The sequence below is a fragment of the Bradyrhizobium sp. USDA 4503 genome, assembly GCF_054055815.1.
In genome coordinates this window covers 5648031-5667784 of the sequence record NZ_JBSRXS010000001.1, presented here as the reverse complement: position 1 = coordinate 5667784, position 19754 = coordinate 5648031, and the positions used below count along the sequence as shown (strand labels likewise).

The window sequence follows — 19754 nt, the reverse complement described above, 5'->3', positions numbered from 1 at the left end:
CGGGTTCGCGTGAAGAAAACGCGTTGAGGGAATCGAGATGAGCAGTTGGCCCGACGACGACGTGATCCTCTATGACGGCGTCTGCATCTTCTGCTCGCGCTGGGTCCGCTTCGTCATCGCCCGCGACACGGCACGCCGCTTTCGCTTCACGCCGATCCAGTCCGGCTACGGCACGCGGCTGGCGAAGAGCTTCGGCATCGATCCTGACGACCCCGACACCAACGCCGTCGTCCATGGCGGCGTCGCCTACATGAAGTCCGACGCGGCGCTGACGGTGCTGAGCCATCTGCCCGGCTGGCGCTGGACCCGCACACTGTTCGCGGTCCCCAAGCCGCTGCGCGATGCCGTCTACAGCCTGATCGCCCGCAACCGCTATCGCATCTTCGGGAAGTACGAGACGTGCTTCGTGCCCGACGCGGATATGCGGGCGAGGGTGCTGGAGTGAAGTCTGGTCGTTCGGACCATCCCGGAATGACCAATCTGACGGCTACCCCTTATGCGGAAATCCATCCGCCACTTCCCTCGCCGCCCGCTCGCCCGAGTCCCGCGCGCCGTGCGCCGTCGAGAAAAACTCCGGCGACGTCGCTTCGCCGGCGAAGAACAGCCGCCCGTCGACCGGCGCGGCCAGCACGGCGCGCTTGTCGGCGTGGCCGGGCAGTGCGTGCGAGTAGGAGCCGCGGGCGAACGGGTCATGGGCCCAGCGGGATTCGCTGAGCGGCTTCAGCTTGCGGCGGAAATCGCTGCCGAGAAAGGAGACGATCTCGTCGATACTGTGCGCGGCGATGGCGCCGTCGCCGGCATCTTCAAGCTGTCGCGCAAAACGGCCGCCGAAGAAACCTTCGATGCAGGGCTGGCCGAACGGGCGGATGTGATAGGTGCCCATCTCGGTGCGCATGGTGGCGCCGCGCAGATTGCCTTCCTTCGGCAGCGCCTCGGGCTCGGCGAGCGCCAGCGTCACCTTGTCGGCAAGGCCGAGCGGCAGGCCGCGCGCGGCGTCGAGCTTGTCCGGCAGCGCAGGTAAAAAGCGGATCGTCTGATCGGCGATCAGGTTGGTCGGCACGGTGACGATCACCTTGTCCGCCTCAAGCGCGCCGCGCGAGGTCTCGATGCGGATCCGCTTGCCGGAGTGATCGATCAGGCTGACCTCGCAGTTCAGCGCCACCGGCACCTGCGCGCCATAGGCCGCGACCAGCGCGCCATAGCCGCGCCGCACCCGCCAATTGACGTCGGTGTCCTCATAGGCGTCGACGTCGAGGATCGAGACCTGGTCGAGCTCGCAACCGTTCACATAGGTGGAGATCGCATCGATCATCGGGTTCCAGCGGTTGCCAGGCTCGAGGTACAGGCTGGCCGGGCAGTCCTTGCCGTGCCGCGCCGCCTGCTCGATGCGGTCGTAGAATTGGTCGAGTGCGTGCGTGAAGTCGTCGCGAGCGGCCTGCGGGAACGCCTCGCCGTAGGCGCGCTCGCGCCACGGCGGCAAGTCCTTGTTGAGCTCGAAGTTGAGTTGCCGGGCGATGCCGACAAAGCTGTTCCGGTCGGCCGAGTGCAGCCAGCCGCAGCCGACGTCGAACACCACGTCAGGCGCGGCCTGAATCGTATGCGCGCGGCCGCCGAGGCGGTCGCGGGCTTCCAGCACGATCGTGGAGAGGCCGGAGTCCTTCAGCGCATTCGCGGCACCGAGGCCTGCGGCGCCGGCGCCGATGATGGCAACATCGATCGTGGAGGGAGGGGAAGTCATGTCCCGGCTCTAGCACGTCCGCCGCCGGGCCTGAAGCCGCCACATGCATGACTGTCATCACCCGCGCAGGCGAAGGCGGGTGATCCGTATTCCAGAGACAGAGGAGCTCAAGCCGACAGGTCGCGGCGTACTGGATGCCCCGGACAAGCCGGGGCACGACAGGCTACTACGCCACCGCTTAAGCTACAGCTTCCTTGGCCTTTTCGGCGCGCTTGCGGTCGTTCGGGTCGAGGTGCTTCTTGCGCAGCCGGATCGACTTCGGCGTCACCTCGACGAGCTCGTCGTCCTCGATATAGGCGAGCGCCTTTTCCAGCGTCATCCGGATCGGCGGCGTCAGGCGCACCGCCTCGTCCTTCGAGGTGGTGCGGATGTTGGTGAGCTGCTTGCCCTTCAGCACGTTGATCTCGAGGTCGTTGTCGCGGGTGTGCTCGCCGACGATCATGCCCTTGTAGACCTTCCAGCCCGGCTCGATCATCATCGGGCCGCGGTCTTCCAGCTTGAACATCGCATAGGCCACCGCTTCGCCCTGGTCGTTGGAGATCAGGACGCCGTTGCGGCGGCCCTGGATCTCGCCCTTGTAGGCGGCATAGCCGTGGAAGATGCGGTTCATGATCGCGGTGCCGCGGGTGTCGGTGAGCAGTTCGCCCTGGTAGCCGATCAGGCCGCGGGTCGGCGCGTAGAACACCAGCCGCAGGCGGTTGCCGCCGGACGGGCGCATCTCGATCATCTCGGCCTTGCGCTCGCTCATCTTCTGCACGACGACGCCGGAATGCTCCTCGTCGACGTCGATCACGACTTCCTCGATCGGCTCCTGCCAGGCGCCGGTCGCCTCGTCCTTCTGCAGCACGACGCGCGGGCGCGACACCGAGAGCTCAAAGCCCTCGCGGCGCATGGTCTCGATCAGGATCGCGAGCTGCAATTCGCCGCGTCCGGAGACTTCCATGGAATCCTTGTCGGCGGCCTCGACGACGCGCAGCGCGACATTGCCCTCGGCCTCGCGCATCAGGCGGTCGCGGATCATGCGCGAGGTCACCTTGTCGCCTTCGGTGCCGGCGAGCGGCGAGTTGTTGACGATGAACGACATCGACACCGTCGGCGGATCGATCGGCTGCGCCGGCAGCGGCGTCTCGACGGTGGGATCGCAGAAGGTGTCGGCAACGGTGCCCTTGGTGAGGCCCGCGATCGCGACGATGTCGCCGGCCTCGGCCTCCTCGAGCGGGGTGCGCTCAAGGCCGCGGAAGGCGAGGATCTTGGTCAGGCGGCCGCTCTCGATCAGCTTGCCGTCGGCGGACAGCACCTTGACCTGCTGGTTCGGCTTGATCGAGCCCGAGGAGATGCGGCCGGTGATGATGCGGCCGAGATAGGGGTTGGCCTCGAGGATGGTGCCGATCATGCGGAACGGACCTTCCTCGACCTTCGGCGGCTCGACGTGGCGCACGATCAGGTCGAACAGCGGCTGCATGCCGAGGTCCTTCGGACCCTCCGGGCTCTCCGCCATCCAGCCCTGCTTGGCCGATCCGTACAGGATCGGGAAGTCGAGCTGCTCCTCGCTGGCGTCGAGCGCCGCGAACAGGTCGAACACCTCGTTGATGACCTCGGTCGGGCGTGCGTCGGGACGGTCGACCTTGTTGATCACGACGATCGGCTTCAGACCGATCTTGAGCGCCTTCGACACCACGAACTTGGTCTGCGGCAGCGGGCCCTCGGCGGCGTCGACCAGCACCAGCGCGCCGTCCACCATGTTGAGGATGCGCTCGACCTCACCGCCGAAGTCGGCGTGGCCGGGGGTGTCGACGATGTTGACGCGGATGTCCTTCCACTGCACCGAGGCGGCCTTGGCCAGGATGGTGATGCCGCGCTCGCGCTCCAGGTCGTTGGAGTCCATGGCGCGCTCGGTGACCTTCTGGTTCTCGCGGAAGGTGCCGGATTGCTGCAGCAGGCGGTCGACGAGGGTGGTCTTGCCGTGGTCGACGTGGGCGATGATGGCGACGTTGCGAAGGTTCATGGCTCTTCTTCTGGTCGTGCAATGGTCAGATGCGCGATCTCGCCGGACCAGTTTGGCCGGCCGCTCGCTCGCGTGGCCCATTCGGGCCCGGATCACGCTCATACCCAAGAAATTTGACGGGGACGCATCACCCCAAAAAGGAAGCCCGGTCAGAGGACCGGGCACCTTGCGCGTTGCGGCGCAATATAGTCAGAAAACGCCAAAAAACAATGATTTATTGGCTGTTTGGAGGGCTGATTTTGGTTCCAAAGGCGGGTTTTGAGGGGCTTTCAGGTCCTACTTCCGGGTAATCGCGAACACGATCAGGCCAAGCCCACCCAGCGCCACCATCATCACGAACATGGTGATGGGGTCGCCGCCGGCCCCGGCGCCCATCTTGGCGTTGAGAATGGCGCACAGGACGCCAGGGATCAGCAGGATCACCCCTACCACCAGCATGAGGGCGGTCAGGCAGCCGTTGCGCTGTCTCTGTTTCCGGGTTTTGCTGAAAACTGCTCACGATACCCCGGACTAGCGTCCCTTAATCGCGGCGCGGATCAGCATCACGCCGGCGAAGCAGACCGCGAGCCCGAGCAGGATCAGGAAGAGAATGGAGGGATCGGTTTTCGACTCGCTCAGGACGCCGAACCCGAACAGCAGGGCGCAGAGCCCCGGCAGCAGCAGGACCAGCCCGAACAGCACCATGAACGCGGTGGCGCAGCCGCTGCGTGGTGACGGTGGCGACGGGACGTATTGGTAGGGTGGCTCCGGTGGTGCAGGCGGGATGGGCGGTGGATTGGTCTCGCTCATCGCGGCGCCTCCTCGCTTTGCCGGGCTTCACGATAGGTCTGGCCGGCCAGCGCGGCGCGGATGCCGTCGATCTTTCCGTCACGGTAGAACAGATTGTAGGTGTCGAATGGGATGATCGCGCCGCTTTCGGTGACGAAGTGGATGCAGCTTCGCTTGACGTTGCCGACACAGAAATTGAAGCGGTCGAGAAACTGCACGATGGTGACGCGGAACACGTTCTCGTAGGTAAGCCCCTCCGGCACCTCGAAGCTCGGCAGGCAGCACAGCAATTCGCAGACCCGCTCCGATGTGTTCAGCGGCCCCGACGACAGCGAGAACAGGTCGACAAACTTCTCCCGCAACACCGGATACTTCTCCGGGCTGATGGTGTTGGGCATCACGGCGATGAGCTGCTCCTGCGGGATCAGCGAGGTCAATGGCAGCACCTTGTCGCCGTTGCGCAGGCCGTAGCCGATCGAGATGCTCTCGGGATTGCAGGGCAACGGGATCATGTCGTCAGCGCCGAACACCCCGGTCTCGATCACGCGCCGGCGGATCTCCGACAGCATGATGCGGTCGGTGTCCTTGTTGAAATGCTCGTTGCGGCCGGCATCCTGCACCGGCTGCAGCGTGACGCCGCGGACGCACTTCCAGGTCAGCGCGTGACGGACGATGTCGCCGATCTCGCCGTCGTTGACGCTGCGCTTAATGGTCGCGACCAGCGTGGTCGAGACGCCGTGGCGCTCGAGATTCTCCAGTGCCTGTTGGCGGATCTTGCGTAAGTCCGCGCCGCGCAGATTGACCAGCGCCTCGCGCTGCAGCGAATCGAACTGCAGATAGACCTCAAGCCCGCGCTTGTTCTCGGCGAGCTTCGCCACGAAGTCGGGCTCGCGCGCGATCCTGAGGCCATTGGTGTTGATCATGACATGGCGGATCGGGCGGGCGCGCACCGCATCCAGAATGGCGAAGAAATCCGGATGCAGCGTCGGCTCGCCGCCGGAGATCTGCACCAGGTCGGGCTCGCCCTCGCTCGCGACCAGCGCGTCCAGCATCTTCTCGATTTTCGCCAGCGGCGTGAAGCTGGTGCGCGCCGGCGAGGAATCCGCAAAGCATACCGGGCAGGTCAAATTGCAATGCTCGGTAATCTCGATCAGCGCCAGGCAGGAGTGCTGCTCGTGGTCGGGGCACAGTCCGCAATCATAGGGGCAGCCGAATTCGGTGTGGCGCTGGAACGCGAGCGGCCGGTCGCCGGGCTTGATGAAATCCTTGCACAGCCGCCAATAGGCCGCATCCGTCGAGACCAGCGTCGACTGCACGCCATGCTGCTTGCAGCGCTTCTCGTACCAGACCTCGTTGCCTGATATCTGGATCTTGGTCGGCACCAGGGTGAGGCAAGTTTCGCATAGCGACTGGGTCTGGCCCCAGAAGATGTAAGGGCGTGCGTTACGCAGCGGCGCGTTCATGCTTCAAGCTCACATTCGGCGCCGTCGCCAGCATGACGGCGGCGTAAATCATGACAAACAGCGACAGCAGGTGAAACAGCGAGAATGGTCCGATCAGCGCGCCATAGGGCTTGATGAATTCCCACAGGAAGCGCTGCAGCCCGTAGTAGAACAGCACGAGGTAGAATCCGTTGGTGATGACGGCGGCATTTCGGTTCAATACGGCCCAGGCATAGAATGCCGCGAACCCCGCCATCGCCAAGCTTTCATAGAGCTGCACCGGATGGCGCAGCACGCCGTCGCCGAAATCATGGCCCCAGGGCAGCGTGGTCGGTGTGCCATAGGTGAAGTCCTCGAGCCCCGCGAAATAGCAGCCGAGACGGCCGACCGCGACGCCGATCGCAAGCGGCAGCGCGAACCGCGCGCCGGTGCGCAACGAAATCCCGTGTCGCCATTTGTAGAGCTCGATCGCGACGATGCCGCCGGCCAGCGCGCCCTCGACCGAGCGGGCGATGCCGGACATGCCGGAGAACCACAGGTTCAGCGTGCCGAAGATGTAGGCGCCGATGCCGGCGCCGAATACCAGCGCGGCGATGTAGGTGAGCTCGAAGGATTGCCGCGGGAATTGCAGCCCGCGCCGGCGCGACAGCCACCACATCGCGAGCGCGGCCGCGCCCCATGCTGCGACGTCGAAAACGGCGTGAAGTTCAGCCCCACTCATGAGGCGAGTGTAGCGCGGTTTTCGCGGTCCGCGATAGCGGCTTCCCGATTGCAATGGCGGAACGAGGTTATAACCCGTCCGCCTGGGAGCGGCGGGCTGATGGACCACACCGGCGACGCCAGCCCGCGCAAAACGACAAAGGCTGTAACCGCGCCAGAACGGATATAGCCGATGTTACGGCGTCCATCCGAAGCGCTATATCCGAACTGACGGCTGGGCTTTCGACCTTACCAAGATGACATTCTGTCCGGAGTGCAAAACCCGTCCCGATTGCGCGGAGCGATTGCGATGAGGAAGGCTACGATGGATTTTTCGCGGATGTCGGACGGGATCCGGCTGCATCACGCCTCTCATCGCGACGATGGGCACGATGGTGACGACGAGTCGGGTCCGGCACCGAGCAGCCCGTTTGCAGGGCTCGATGCGCATCCCGCGACGGCGAATTCCCCGCCTTATGACTCTGGCCCGGGCCAATCCGACCATCCCACCGCGTCGGGGGTCGACACGTACGGCCACGTCGGCAACCACACTGCGGCGAGCCTGGATGCTTCGGCAACGAAGCCTGCTGCCGGCGCATCCCATTCCGCGACGGGCATCGCTTCGATCGAGAGCGGGGCGAACACCGCCGGGAACGGCGGAGACGGTTACTTTTACGGAGGTATCATTCACGCATCCCTGTTGATCTATGAACCGATCAACATTTCGGTGAGTTTGGGATACGGCTCGGCCGCCGTGGCCAACCAGTCGAACGATTTGAATGTCGATCAATCCGCCTTTCAGATCGCCGGCGTCGGCGGACATGGTGGGAATGACAACCTTGCATCGGGAGGCAGCATCAGCGCTTCCCTGGGCTCCGGCGTGATCGGGAGCGGCGACAACGGCGCCGGAAACGGCGGCAGCGGCCATTTCTCGGGTGCGTTGGTGGACGCTCCCGTGGTGATCTATCATCCGATCAATATTGCGGTGGCGAGCTCAGGCGGCACGGCCCATGCAAGTCAATCGAACGCAGTCGACATCGATCAATCGGCCACGCAGATCGCGGGCGTCGGCGGCAGTGGCGGAAATAGCAATGTGGCCTTCGGCGGCAGCATCATCACGCTCGACCCCAGTTGGGGATCAAGCAACGGAGGAAGCGTCTGGGACGTTCAAACGGGCGGGAGTCAGGCCGGCAATGGCGGCGACGGCGCGTTCCACGGGAGTCTCGTGCATTCCTCGATCTTGGTGTACGACCCGATCAACATCGCAGTCGCGGGCTATGGCTCCAACGTTCATTCAGTCCAGACGAATGACGCCAACGTGGATCAATCCGTAGTTCAGATCGCCGCTATGGGCGGGCACGGCGGCAATGGCAACGCCGCGACGGGCGGCCATGCAAGCCTTCTTTCCCACGGCTTGTGGGGCGGCTCCGACACCATTGCGACCGGCTCGAACGGCGCAGGCAACGGCGGCAACGGCTATTTTGCCGGCAGCCTGATCGATGTCAGCGTCGCGATCTATGCACCCATCAATATCGCAATCGCGGGGCCCCATTCGACGGCCGTGGCCGATCAGGTCAACAACGTGCACATCGACCAGAGTGCGGTCCAGATTGCCGGACTTGGTGGGGACGGCGGCTACGGCAATCTCGCGCTGGGTGGCGATCTTTCCGCCCATCTTCTGTCCGATCTTCACCTGTTGGCATAGCGAAACATCGAGCCGCTCGCGCAGGCCGGTCGCAAGGTAGCGGACTCCCTGCGCATGCAAATCTCGCGCAGGGGCGCCTCCCGATGTTTCGAGCTCCGATGTTGCTCGACGAATGTCATACTTTCGTACGTAGGTCGACCAACCCGGATGGTGTCCGATTTGACATCTATCGGCAGCGCGCATCGCCGGATCAGACTCGCCCGTGCGCGTCCGCCTGATCGGGATGGATGATGCACGACAGCCAACACAAGGACGGAGGCTCAAATGTTGCCCAAGGCGATCAGCATCTCGGATTCGATCGAATTCAAATCGATCAACACCGGTGGTCAAAGTGTCGGAAATGGCGGCGACGGTACCTTCAAGGGAGCTATCATCAGCAAGCCGACCCTCAACTTCGATCCAACCAACAAGGCAGAAGGCGCCGATGTGCATGTGAACACCGGCGACCACGTCACTCAGACCGCAGATTGGGACGCCGGCGGCGCAAACGCGACGGCCTCGGTGTTTGCGAAGGCCCATGGCGGAAGCGCCGAGTCGAACGGAAGCCAGAAATCCTACAGCGGCCACGATACCTCCAAGGTATATGCCAATACGGATGCCACTCAGATCAACAAGCTCGCGGTGGACCAGCACCAGGAGGTCCTGGCCGGCATCGGCGGCAATGGCGGAGACGGCAACGCCGCGCTGGGTGGAGAAGTGAGCTTCCACCTCGATACATTCTGACCATCGGCTCGTCCGACCACGGCGGGACCGGCGGCCATTGCTGCCGGTCCCGCAGTTCAAGCCGATGCCCGCCGATGCCCTGCCGATGCGCTTCTTGGCAGCTCGCGTTGGCCGTCGGGCAAGTGCGCCGGACTCCGATTTCAGGCGGTGACGATCATGCTGATGCCGCCCATTCGGTTGCCTGTCCTGCCGCAGATCTCGACGCCACTGCACGCGGCCCTTTGGTCCTGTGCGGGACCGCTTGGTCTCGTATTCGCGTATAGCTGCAGCTACAACCTGCTTTTGTTTGCGCCCTCCATCTACCTTCTTCAGATCTACGACAGGGTGTTGTCGAGCCGGAGCGGCGACACGCTGCTCCTGCTCACGCTCATTGTCGCGATCACGGTCGTGGTCGGCGGCGTGTTCGATGCCTTGCGGCGCGCTGTCCTGGGTCGCCTTGGCGCCTGGCTCGACGATCGGCTCCGTCCCTGCGTGCTTTCGGCCAGCCTCGAATCCGCGTTTCGCAGCGATTGGACGCGGGCGTCGGACGCCTATCGGGATCTCACCGCGCTGCGCCAGTTCATCGATTCCGGCGCATGTCCGATGCTGTTCGACGCACTCTGGGCGCCCCTGTTCCTCCTGGTCCTCTTTCTCATCCATCCCCTGCTTGGCGTGGTAGGCGCCTGCTGTGTGGCTTTCCTCTTCGCTCTCACGGTTGCCGGAGATCTGGTTACCGAGGACGTTCTGCTCAGATCCGGCGCCGCGCTGTCCAGAAGCTACGGCCGCCTCCAGGCCGCCGCAGGCAACATCCATATGATCCGCGCCATGGGAATGCTCGATAGCGCTGCGCGCGCGATCTATCATGACGCGCAGCAGGCACGCAGAGAGCACGATGTGGCAGTCCGGCGAAGCGAGATCGTGATGCTGGTCACCAAGCCGGTCCGCGCGCTGTCGCAGGTGTTGATAATGGGGGCTGCCGCGTGGCTTGTCCTCGAGCACGGAAAGAGTCCGGCGATCATTTTTGCTTCGACACTGATGTTCAGCCGCGCGCTCGCGCCGGTCGAAAGTGCGATCGCAGGCTGGAAGTCACTCAGGACGGCCGTGAGTGCCTGCCAGCGGCTCGGCGCGGTTCTCGCCGCGTCCCCCGCCGCCGCCGGACGGCAGGATCCGGAGGTTTCGCAGCGGCAAGCGTCGAGCGGTCTCGTTGTCGACAACGTCGGCGTGAGGCTATCGGGGACCAATCACCTTCTGCTGAACGGTGTCTCGTTCACGCTCGCGAGCGGAGAATGTCTTGGCATTATCGGTGCGTCCGGGTCAGGCAAGTCCCTGCTTGGCCGGGTGATTGCCGGGCTGTCGACGCCAACTCATGGCTGTGTCCTGCTCGACAATACCGACGTCTCGCTGCTTCGCGAGGGCCTAAGCGGTCACCGTCTCGGTTATCTCCCCCAGGACATCGACCTGCTCGGCGATACGATAAGCGATATCATCGCACGGCTTGATGATGCCGATCGGCGGAAGGTCGTGGAAGCGGCCAAGCTGGTCGGAATTCATGAGGCGATCATGCGCCTGCCGCACGGGTACGACACGGTGGTTCACCGTGAAAAATCCTTCTCGCGCGGATATCGGCAGCGCCTCGGTCTTGCCAGGGCCTTTTTCGGCGGTCCACGCCTGATCGTTCTCGACGAACCGAATGCCAGTCTCGATTACGGGGGCGAGCGAATGCTGCTGGACGCTATCGAGCGCATGAAGCTCGCCGGTGTCATCCTGGTCGTCGTCACTCATCGTATGGGTCTCCTCGCAGCCACAGACAAGATTGCCATTATGGAAGAGGGGGCGGTCGTCGCTTTCGGCGACAGCGAGGAAATCTTCGAGCGGCACCTGAACCGACCCCAGGTTACATCGCGGATTGCGCCATGATCCGCAATCCTCTCACCATCTGGAAGCTTCCCACGATATCGAGGCTACCCACGATCTGGGACCGGCTCGTGCGAGCGCCGGCAAGCCCCCCGCTCGCCGGACGGCTCGGAGTCGTGGTTACCGCGATCGACGATTTCGAGCCCCTCGAATATCCATGGTGTGCGACCCCGACACCCATCTCTCCGCGTAGACGGCTTCGCGGTATCACGCTGGCGGGCAACCTGCTGGTGCTCTGCTTCATGCTGGGGCTTGGCACATGGGCGTGCCTCGCGCCTCTCGAGAGCGCCGCGATCGCTTCCGGCGTCGTGGAATCAGAATCGAGCCGCAAGACGATTCAGCACCTGGAAGGCGGGATCGTCAGGAAGATCCTGGTTGCGGACGGCGATATCGTGCGAAGCGGACAGACGCTGATCGCGCTGGACGACACACGGCCCGGTTCGGAGGTGCAAAGCCTTCAAGGCCAGTTGTGGGATGCAATTGCTCGTGCCGCACGGCTTCAGGCCGAGCAGCAGAACTTCGAGAGCATCGCAATCCCGAGCGCGCTGGAACAGGACAGCAAGCGAAATGGGGTGGCCGCCGCCGCGGTATCGGCGCAGCAGTTCATTTTTCAGGCGCGCCGGCAGGTTCATGAGTCGCAGCTTGCGGTCATTCGCGAACGGAGGCTTCAAGTCGAGAGGGAGATCGAAGGTCTCAAGGCTCAGCAGAACGCCACCGGGCAGCGGGTCGACATCGTCCGGGAAGAACTGGATATGGTCACGACGCTCGTGAACAAGGGACTCGAACGGCGGCCGCGGCTTCTGAACCTGCAACGTGAACTGGCCGACGTTGAGGGTCGCCGCGGCGAGATCACCGCGCAGATTTCTCGCGCCGGGCAGGTCATCAGCGAGCAGCAGGCCACATTGTTCAAGCTCGAGAGCGATAGGCAGAGCGAGATCGCACAGTCGCTTCGTGAAGCACAGAACCAGATGTTCCAGCTCCGCGAGCGGTTGCTTGCGGCCAGGGACCAGCTATCGCGAACGGAGGTGAAGGCGCCTGAGGACGGCGTGATAACCGACTTGCGGATTCACACAGCGGGCGGCGTCATCGGGGCGGGTGCTCCGCTCATGGATCTGGTGCCTCGGCAAGACCGCCTCATCGTGACCGCCCGCCTGAGGCCCGAGGACATTGATGTGGTTCATCCCGGCCTCAATGCCGAGGTGCATCTCGTGCCGTACAATCAGCGTCGCGTACCGCGCCTGAAGGGAAGCGTCGTGCACGTATCGGCAGACCGGCTACTCGACAAGCGTACCGACCAGCCATACTACGCGACCAAGATCCGGATCGACGACGCGCAGATCGCCGCAAACGACTTCCAGATCGTCCCCGGTATGCCGGTTCAAGTGTTCATCACCACGGGGCGCGGTACCGTCGCACTTTACGCGCTCAGGCCCCTGCTCGACAGCTTCCGCGGTGCATTCAGAGAGGATTGATCCCGCTCAGTGTGACTAGGTCTCCGGCATTGGGGCTGTGCCCGGGTCGTGATCGCGATTCTGCGCGAGCGACCGGCCGCGCCAGCGGAGGACCGCTTCCGTGCGATTGTGAGCGGCACATTTCCTCATGATGTGCTGAATGTGCATTTTGACGGTGCTTTCCGAGAGCTTCAATTTGGCTGCGATCAGCTTGTTGGGCAGGCCGAGCTCCAATTCCGCCAGAACGTGCTGCTCTCGAGGCGTGAGACCGCTCCTGTCGATGGCCGCCCTGGCTGCCTCGTTCATCAGATATGCGGACGCAAGCCCGCGCGCGTCCGGCGGATCGAAACCCGGCATCCTGTTCATCTCGGCGACCGGCAACGGCCTGTAGACGCCGCCGACAAGAACAAGGCGCAGGCCGGCTATGACGACCTCGATTGGTAGCGAGGTGGGAAGAAAGCCGCGAACACCCCGCTGCATCGCGGCTTGCGCGGTCGGTTCGTCGTCATGGTTTGACAGGATTGCGACGGCGGCATTGGGACAGTGCTCGGCCACGAAGGCGAGATCGTCCTCGACCGAGGGATCGCCGATGGGCTTGTCCGCGATGCTGAGCAGCACCAGACGAACGTCGCGGGTTGACATGCAGTCCAGGCCTCGGACCGTTGCCATGTCGAGGATCTCGAAGTCGGCCAATTCCCGCCTGAGGACGTTAAGAATACATGTGCGGGGCAACAGGTGCGGCTCGATGATCACCAGAACCGGTACGTGAAGCGCTCCATTGAGCCGTTTTGAGGTTATGTCGTCCATGATTTCCTCGGAATGAAAAGAATTTCTGCGACAGTCCCATCGATCCGTATTGCGCATTTACCGTTGCGGCATTCATCCTGAATGCATCATCACGCGCAGCCCCGACATCAGGATCGCATCCATTGCGGGATAGCCTGGCGCCTCGGTGGGAAATTCTTTCCGCTCAAATCATTTGGACGCGCGCCGTGGCGCGGTCGACGCATCCCCTATTTGCAGATATTTCGATACGCCGTTGACGCCGCCGACCCCGACTTGCCGTCGACGACATACGCTTCATCCTCCTTCACAAGATACAGAAACGGCCTCCCTCCAGTCTCTCCGCCCGACGCACTTCTTCCTTTCACGCGCCCGCAAATCGTATCCACGGCGCGTCCGAACGTGTTCTTTCGCATGGCGCGCTTCATGTCGCTGAATTCGGCCGATCCCGAATCCTCTATCTGCGCTGCAATCGTGACCTTCGCTTTGGTGAGGACAGGATCTGCCATGTCCGCGGCGTGTTCGGGTGTCGGGACGTTGATCCTCGTCCGCGGGGACGCCGCCTTGGCGAGGTCGGGCGGTCCGTGTTTCTTCGATGATGGTCTCCTGCCGGATTTTGCCGGGGTTGCAGAATTCGATTTGACGATCGCAGGCGCAGGCGCTAACGCCGCCGGCACTGGCTCCGTGGGTCGGGCGACTGCAACCTTGTCGAAACAGGGTCTTGACTCACACCCAAGGAAATCCCTTCGGGAAGGCGCGAACCAGCCAAAGCCGATCAGGATTCCTGCCAGCGCTCCGACAAAAAGCAGTCCCATCCGATTCCCCTCCTCGGGAGCTCGGCTCGCACTCATAACTAGGACTAATTCCGCGCTGGTGATCCTATCTGTTGCGCAAAAGCGTTAAGCGCTCATTAAGCGCGCGGGGTTGGGGCGATAGGACGAACCCCTACGGCGATGTCGGGTTCAGCGTCGGCTTCCGGAAGCATGGCGGATGCGACGAATAATGAGTACACACCCTAGTTCTGCGGGTTGTCCTCGCTTGGATACACGCCGCGCAGCACTTCCTCGAAATGATCCTTGACGGCGTCGTTGCACAGGCAAGAGCGCTGCCGCAGCTTGTCCGCGTCGCGGATCACGATCGCGCCGCGACGCGTCTCGAGCACGCCTTCCGCCTTGAAGTTCTGGATCACGCGGCTGGTGTAGCTGCGGCCGACGCCGAGCAAAGTCGAGAGCTGTTCATGGGTAAGCGGCACCATACCGTTGCCATTGGTGCGCTCCATCGCCGAGATGATCCATTTCGCCGCGCGCTGCTCGATCGAGTGGATCGCATTGCAGGCGGTCGACTGAAAGATCTGCGCCAGCATACAATCGGCATAGCGCGCGAAGATGTTGCGCACGGAGATCGACGTCAGCTTGGCGGCGTCGAGCTTGCTGACCGGCAGCCGCGCGAACGGGCCGCCGAACTTGACGGTGATGCGGGTATAGGCCGGCAGGAAGCCCTGGCTGACGATGCCGCCGACCGCGCCCTCGCGACCGACCAGGATGGTCTCGACATCGCGGCCGTCCTCATTGGGCACCATGTAGGACGCAAGGCTCGGCCCGCATGGAAAATGCACGGTCTGGACGTCGTCGCCGGGATTGTAGAGCAGATCGCCGGCCGCGGCCTCGACCAAGGCAAGGTGCGGCGCGATCAGTTCGTAATCGGCGGCGTTCAGCCGGCGCAAAAGATTGTTGAACGGCCGGTCACTCGTCCCGGCCAACTCGGTCCGTTTCGTGATCATTGGAAATCCTGAGAACCCAACGCGGACCATAATCGGAAAGTTCCCGGATTTATGTTCACTAGTGAACAGACGCGGCAGCCCGCGATGTGATGGGTTTTACCTCGGGAACAGCCCGGCGTGCTTTCAGGCGCCGGGTCGCGGGCCAATCCGGCCGGACTGATCCGGTCTTTCATCCATGCTTTAAAAACGGAAACTGGCACGCCATGGACTTCACCCCCAATGCCGGCACGCCCGGTGACGTCCTCGTGGTTGAGGACGATCCGATCATCTCGCTCTATTTCGAGGACACCATCCTCGGCTTCGGCGCCCGGACGGTGCGCACCGCCACGAACGTCGCCCGGGCGCTCGAGCTGATCGCCGAACGCGCGCCGGATTTCGCGCTGCTCGACGTCGGCCTCGTCAGGGGCGAGAAGACGTTCGCCATCGCCGAGCGGCTGGATGCGCTGAAGGTGCCGTTCGCGTTCGTCACGGGCTATGGTGCGGACATCCGGCTGCCGGCATCGCTCGCCGACAAACCGCGGCTGACCAAGCCGTGCTCGAGCGAGGCGCTGGAGGCGGCGCTGCGAAACGGACGTTGACGCATTGCCGGCTTCGGCCTCGCCGTCGGCGCGTTCGTCGTCTACCATCCAGCCTGTCGGATTCGGTGACGCAAGGGCTTCGGGAAAGCGTCATGGTGGTCAGGATATTTGCCGCGCCCGCAGCCGCGCTCGCTCTCGGGCTGCTGCCAGCGCCGCCGTTCGGCTCGGCCGTCGTCGGTCGCTTCGTGTCGCCAGCTCTCGCTACGCCGGCCGCACTTTCCAGCGAGCAATCGGCCGCGCTTGGGACCTATGACAATGCCCTGAAGGGCTTCGAGTCGATCCTGCGCCAGCGCCGCGCGCAGGTCGATTCGAAGCAGCCGCTGCCCGACTTGCCGGGCCAGGCGATCTATCTGGCCCGTGTCGAGATGATGAGCGCCTACAAGGACCTCACCGATGCGCTTCCGTCCAGGATTGGAAGACCCAACAGATTCGGAATCCCCCCGGCCTATTTCGACGCCGACAATGAGCCGCTGCTCGATGAGTACAGGAAGCTCTTCGACGTCATGGAGGCGCCGCCCGCCGGTGCGCAAACATCCGATACGCCATTCAAGGACGTGGTCGATCTGGCGACGGTGATCGCGCGCGCCAAGGGTCTGGATGCCGCCGACGCCGCCGTCGCGGGCCGTATCAGCCTCGGCCTCTTCTTTGCCGAGACGAACGGCAAGCAGAATGCGGGCAATGCACGATCGAACACCTATAAAGGAAGCCTGCAGACCGGCCCGTCCGAGGATCGCGACGGCCGAAGGAAATGGGCCGCCATCAAGGGGTCGATCGCGACGCTCGATCCTGCGCTGAGCCGTCGCGACGACCGGGAAGAGGCGCGGGTCGGCAACCTCGACCACAGGTTCAATCACTGGACCGCCGTGCGGGACGGCCTCATGAACGCACACGCCGAACTTTTCCCGCAGGTCGCGGCGATCCAGAAAGCGCTGCCGGACCCGATCGATCAGATGAAGGTCTTTGAGCTGATCCAGATCATTCCCACGCCGACCAGGGCAGCGCTCAAATCGGGCAACCTCGTCGGCTACAGAATTTCCGATCCCAGGATCATGCGATATCTGCGCAACAACAGCGTCTTCGCGTTCGGCCGGGCCGACCGGGCAAGAACATCCGCGACCTTTCGCGAAATCCTCGATGCGATGTGGCTGTTCAACGCCAAGTTCGAGCAGGCGCTTGCCAAGTTCAAGGAGATCAAGTCGGGCAAGCCGGGCTGAGGAGGAGTCGATCGCTCGGCCGTCAGGGTGGACCGAGCAGCGCCCATCGCGGCTCGCAGAATTCCTTCACGGCGGAAGCAACGCTGCTGCTGATGAGGTTTTGGCGCTCGGGCGAGTCCATCTCGCGTTCCTCGTCCCGGTTGATGATCGAGCCCGCCTCCAGCAGGATCGCGGGCATCGCGGTCTTTCTCAGCACGATGAGTTCATCATTGCTGTAGACGCCGGTATCCTTGTTCAGCAACGGGTGCTGGTAACGACCCATGATGGCCTGGCTGTATTGCTCGGCATAATGCAGGCCCTGGGCCTTCATTTCCCCGGCGACCAGTTCGGCGAACCGGAGGCTGGTCTTGAAGTCCGGATTGTCCCGGGAGACGAACACGGAGTAGCCGCTGAAGCGGTCGCTGAAGTGGCTTTTCTTGCCCTCGAACTCCCAGTCCTCGAGCATCTTGTTGGGCACGGAGTCATGGTGGATCGACATCAGCAGATCCGCGTGCAGATTGTTGGCGGCGGCGACCCGCTTGAAGAGGCTCGGTCTCGCTTTGCCTTCGGTCAGTAGCAGCCTGGTTTCGGTAAAGCCTTCGGCCTTCAACCTCTCCTCGATCAGCCGCGCAAGGCGCAGGTTGAAGGTGAACTCGGCGACATTCCGCGCGCTGATCGCGCCTTCCGATTGCGCGGTATGTCCGACATCCAGCACGATCCGGAACGTCGCGGGATCGCATTTGGCAGCGGCCGGCTTGAGAGCCGAAAGCGGCAGGGTGACTGGCCCAAGGGCGGCCAGCCGCATGGCGCGGTGCCTGGGCGGAGCGCGGTGCCTTGCCAATTTGGCAGCCCTTGTCGCCTTCGCGCGCTTCGGCGACTTGGCATGCTTGGGTGAGCTCCTGAAGAGATCGGGCAGCCAGCCGGCATCGCTGACTTCGATCGGCAGCAGCGCGAACACTGCGATCGCGACGACCAACAAGCGGCGAGGCCGAAACCTCGCAACGCTACCACTGAGCACGCGAAAGAATTCGCAGCGCCTCATGCTCCGCCCCTCCGGGCCCCCAGCATAACGACTCTGACATCGGTACCGGAAGATGCCGGGGAGGTCCATCCCCGGCAATCGCGTTGCCTCGCCTTGGCGGCAAGGCCGTCAAGACCAAGAGTCCGGTTCCGTCGTGGCTGTGACCGAACTAGTGTCCCGAATCCGAAGTTCGCATCATTTGCCGCACCTTCGGAGCGAACTTCGGATTCGATAAGGACACTAGCAAGCTTATGATTCTAGTGTGCTTTATGAATGCGAAGTTCGTGAAAGTGGCTGCCGCGAAATCGCACGAACTTCGCATTCAGCACACTAGACCGGCTTCGGGTCGAGCGTGATCGCCCACAGCTCGGCGTCGACGCGGTCGCGCAGGCTTACCGTCATCTGCCCGCTCTTGCCGTCGATCTTGACGTGGCCGAAGAACTGCATGCCGGCCGACGGCGGCAGGTTCTGGTTGCCTTCGCCCGGCGCCTTGATGAACTTCACCTCGGGGCCGAAGGTGTTGTCGAGCTCGTTCGGACCGAACGTGCCGGCATGCAGCGGGCCGGAGACGAATTCCCAGAACGGATCGAACTCCTGGAACTGGGCCTTGTTCGGGTTGTAGTAGTGCGCGGCGGCGTAATGCACGTCGGCGGTCAGCCACACCGTGTTGACGATTCCCGCGGTCTTGATGAAACGCAGGATATCGGCGATCTCGAGCTCGCGGCCGCGCGCCGGGCCATCGCCCTGCGCAAAGGCTTCCGAGCCCTTCTTGTTGGCGGCATCGTCATAGACGATCAGCGAGAGCGGCATGTCGGAGGCGATCACCTTCCAGGTGGCGCGCGAGTTGAGCAGCGCGCGCTTCAGCCAGGCCATCTGGTCCGGGCCGATGAAATAGGCGTCGGGGCCGTACTGCTCCTGCAGGTTCGGGCCGTTGGGGCCGCGATAGCTGCGCTCATCGAGCATGAAGACGTCGAGATGCGGACCGTAGCTCAGCGTGCGATAGACGCGGCCCGGCTCGACGATGCTCTCGCGCATCGGATACATCTCGTGGAAGGCCTTTGCCGCGCGCGCCGCGAGCACCGTGATGTCGCGCTCCTTGTAGGCCGCCGGCAGCTGTTTCGACAGCGACCAATTGTTGGTCACCTCGTGATCGTCCCACTGCACGAAGATCGGCACCTCGGCATTGAAGGCGCGGACGTTGTTGTCGAGGAAGTTATACTTGTGGGCGGCCCGGTATTCGTCGAGCGTCTCGGCCACCTTCGCCTTCTCGGGTATAGTGACGTTCTTCCAGATCTTGCCGTCGGGAAGCTTCACCTCGGACGGGATCACGCCGTCGGCGTAGATCGTGTCGCCGGAGTGCAGAAGGAAATCCGGAGCGTGCTTCTTCATCGCGGCGAAGGTGATCATGCCGCCGTCGTCGGGATTGATGCCCCAGCCCTGGCCGGCGACATCGCCGCCCCACACGAAGGAGACGTCGCGGCGGTCGCTCGGCGCGGTGCGGAAGCGTCCGACCACCGGCTCGCCGACGATGTCGATATGGGCGAGGTCGCGGAAGCGGACGCGGTAGAAGATGTCCTGGCCGGAGGGCAGGTTCTCCAGCAGCATCTTGGCGGTGAAGTCGCTCTCGGGCAGCGCCGTGATCGGCGGCAGTGTATGGGCGTCCTTGAACGATTCAGTGGTCGCGACCTCGACCATCATCTGCGCCGGCCGGTCCGCACGCGCCCACACCACGCCGCCGTCGACGCCGACATCGCCGGACTGCACGCCATGGGTGATCACGGGACGGTCGGCGGCGCGCGACAGATAGGGCATCGCAATCACGCCGGCGCCGGCCGCAGCCGCCGTGGAGAGAAAGCGTCGGCGGGTGAGATTTCGCGAGAACCGGATCGTCATAGGGAGCCTCCTCAGGTCACAGCGACAATGCGCCGCAGGCGCGCCAAGACCTAGAAAAATTCCATGACGGAGAGATTACAGC

At 63.6% G+C, this 19754-nt stretch carries 18 protein-coding genes; 7 read left to right on the top strand and 11 right to left on the bottom strand.

The annotated features are described in order from the left end of the window. Positions 1-37: 37 nt before the first annotated feature. A complete protein-coding gene (locus ACVMIH_RS27030; protein WP_076834976.1) occupies positions 38-445 on the top strand; it encodes a thiol-disulfide oxidoreductase DCC family protein in 408 nt (135 codons plus the stop codon). A gap of 42 nt (positions 446-487) precedes the next feature. On the opposite strand, the gene ACVMIH_RS27025 is transcribed toward ACVMIH_RS27030, so the two are convergent. The 6 genes from ACVMIH_RS27025 to ACVMIH_RS27000 form a co-directional block, all read right to left on the bottom strand. Further along, a complete protein-coding gene (locus ACVMIH_RS27025) occupies positions 488-1738 on the bottom strand; it encodes a flavin monoamine oxidase family protein (protein WP_456854187.1) in 1251 nt (416 codons plus the stop codon). A 178-nt stretch (positions 1739-1916) separates the two neighbouring features. Further along, complete coding sequence (gene typA, locus ACVMIH_RS27020; RefSeq protein WP_016847242.1) at positions 1917-3743, bottom strand: translational GTPase TypA; 1827 nt, start codon at positions 3741-3743, stop codon at positions 1917-1919. A 276-nt stretch (positions 3744-4019) separates the two neighbouring features. Next, entirely contained in the window at positions 4020-4181 is a 162-nt protein-coding gene (locus tag ACVMIH_RS27015; protein WP_456854189.1) for a hypothetical protein, read from the bottom strand. Positions 4182-4253: 72 nt separating this feature from the next. Beyond that, positions 4254-4532: a hypothetical protein gene (locus tag ACVMIH_RS27010; RefSeq protein WP_456854191.1), complete on the bottom strand. Its 279-nt coding sequence runs from the start codon at positions 4530-4532 to the stop codon at positions 4254-4256. Beyond that, a complete protein-coding gene (locus tag ACVMIH_RS27005) occupies positions 4529-5974 on the bottom strand; it encodes a radical SAM protein (protein WP_456854193.1) in 1446 nt (481 codons plus the stop codon). The genes ACVMIH_RS27010 and ACVMIH_RS27005 overlap by 4 nt, the downstream gene beginning before the upstream one ends. Then, positions 5955-6674 carry a prolipoprotein diacylglyceryl transferase gene (locus ACVMIH_RS27000; protein ID WP_456854195.1) on the bottom strand — a complete coding sequence of 240 codons (720 nt, stop codon included), beginning with the start codon at positions 6672-6674 and terminating at the stop codon, positions 5955-5957. The genes ACVMIH_RS27005 and ACVMIH_RS27000 overlap by 20 nt, the downstream gene beginning before the upstream one ends. Before the next feature lie 303 nt (positions 6675-6977). Here ACVMIH_RS27000 and ACVMIH_RS26995 point away from each other — a divergent pair, with 303 nt between their 5' ends. The 4 genes from ACVMIH_RS26995 (at position 6978) to ACVMIH_RS26980 (ending at position 12445) form a co-directional block, all read left to right on the top strand. Further along, positions 6978-8357 carry a hypothetical protein gene (locus ACVMIH_RS26995; protein WP_456854197.1) on the top strand — a complete coding sequence of 460 codons (1380 nt, stop codon included), beginning with the start codon at positions 6978-6980 and terminating at the stop codon, positions 8355-8357. A gap of 264 nt (positions 8358-8621) precedes the next feature. Next, complete coding sequence (locus ACVMIH_RS26990) at positions 8622-9080, top strand: hypothetical protein (protein WP_028343759.1); 459 nt, start codon at positions 8622-8624, stop codon at positions 9078-9080. 156 nt (positions 9081-9236) lie between these two features. Beyond that, positions 9237-10976, top strand: a complete 1740-nt coding sequence (locus ACVMIH_RS26985) for a type I secretion system permease/ATPase (protein WP_456854199.1) — start codon at positions 9237-9239, stop codon at positions 10974-10976. After that, positions 10973-12445: an HlyD family type I secretion periplasmic adaptor subunit gene (locus tag ACVMIH_RS26980; protein ID WP_456854201.1), complete on the top strand. Its 1473-nt coding sequence runs from the start codon at positions 10973-10975 to the stop codon at positions 12443-12445. The genes ACVMIH_RS26985 and ACVMIH_RS26980 overlap by 4 nt, the downstream gene beginning before the upstream one ends. 15 nt (positions 12446-12460) lie before the next feature. Here the strand turns inward: ACVMIH_RS26980 and ACVMIH_RS26975 are convergent, their stop codons facing one another. The 3 genes from ACVMIH_RS26975 to ACVMIH_RS26965 form a co-directional block, all read right to left on the bottom strand. Continuing rightward, positions 12461-13231, bottom strand: a complete 771-nt coding sequence (locus ACVMIH_RS26975; RefSeq protein WP_057021302.1) for a response regulator transcription factor — start codon at positions 13229-13231, stop codon at positions 12461-12463. Positions 13232-13437: 206 nt separating this feature from the next. After that, on the bottom strand, positions 13438-14022 hold the full coding sequence (locus ACVMIH_RS26970) for a hypothetical protein (RefSeq protein WP_456864028.1): 585 nt from the start codon (positions 14020-14022) through the stop codon (positions 13438-13440). A 200-nt stretch (positions 14023-14222) separates the two neighbouring features. After that, complete coding sequence (locus ACVMIH_RS26965; RefSeq protein ID WP_057021301.1) at positions 14223-14987, bottom strand: Crp/Fnr family transcriptional regulator; 765 nt, start codon at positions 14985-14987, stop codon at positions 14223-14225. Between the two features lie 203 nt (positions 14988-15190). Here ACVMIH_RS26965 and ACVMIH_RS26960 point away from each other — a divergent pair, with 203 nt between their 5' ends. Both ACVMIH_RS26960 and ACVMIH_RS26955 read left to right on the top strand, forming a co-directional pair. After that, positions 15191-15565 (top strand): response regulator, encoded by a 375-nt coding sequence (locus tag ACVMIH_RS26960; protein ID WP_229191914.1) that lies wholly within the window; start codon positions 15191-15193, stop codon positions 15563-15565. Between the two features lie 92 nt (positions 15566-15657). Further along, a complete protein-coding gene (locus ACVMIH_RS26955; protein ID WP_456864025.1) occupies positions 15658-16779 on the top strand; it encodes a hypothetical protein in 1122 nt (373 codons plus the stop codon). A 22-nt stretch (positions 16780-16801) separates the two neighbouring features. On the opposite strand, the gene ACVMIH_RS26950 is transcribed toward ACVMIH_RS26955, so the two are convergent. Next, complete coding sequence (locus tag ACVMIH_RS26950; RefSeq protein WP_309143556.1) at positions 16802-17869, bottom strand: N-acetylmuramoyl-L-alanine amidase family protein; 1068 nt, start codon at positions 17867-17869, stop codon at positions 16802-16804. Between the two features lie 240 nt (positions 17870-18109). Beyond that, on the bottom strand, positions 18110-19672 hold the full coding sequence (locus ACVMIH_RS26945) for an alkaline phosphatase D family protein (protein ID WP_057021298.1): 1563 nt from the start codon (positions 19670-19672) through the stop codon (positions 18110-18112). Positions 19673-19754 lie beyond the last annotated feature (82 nt).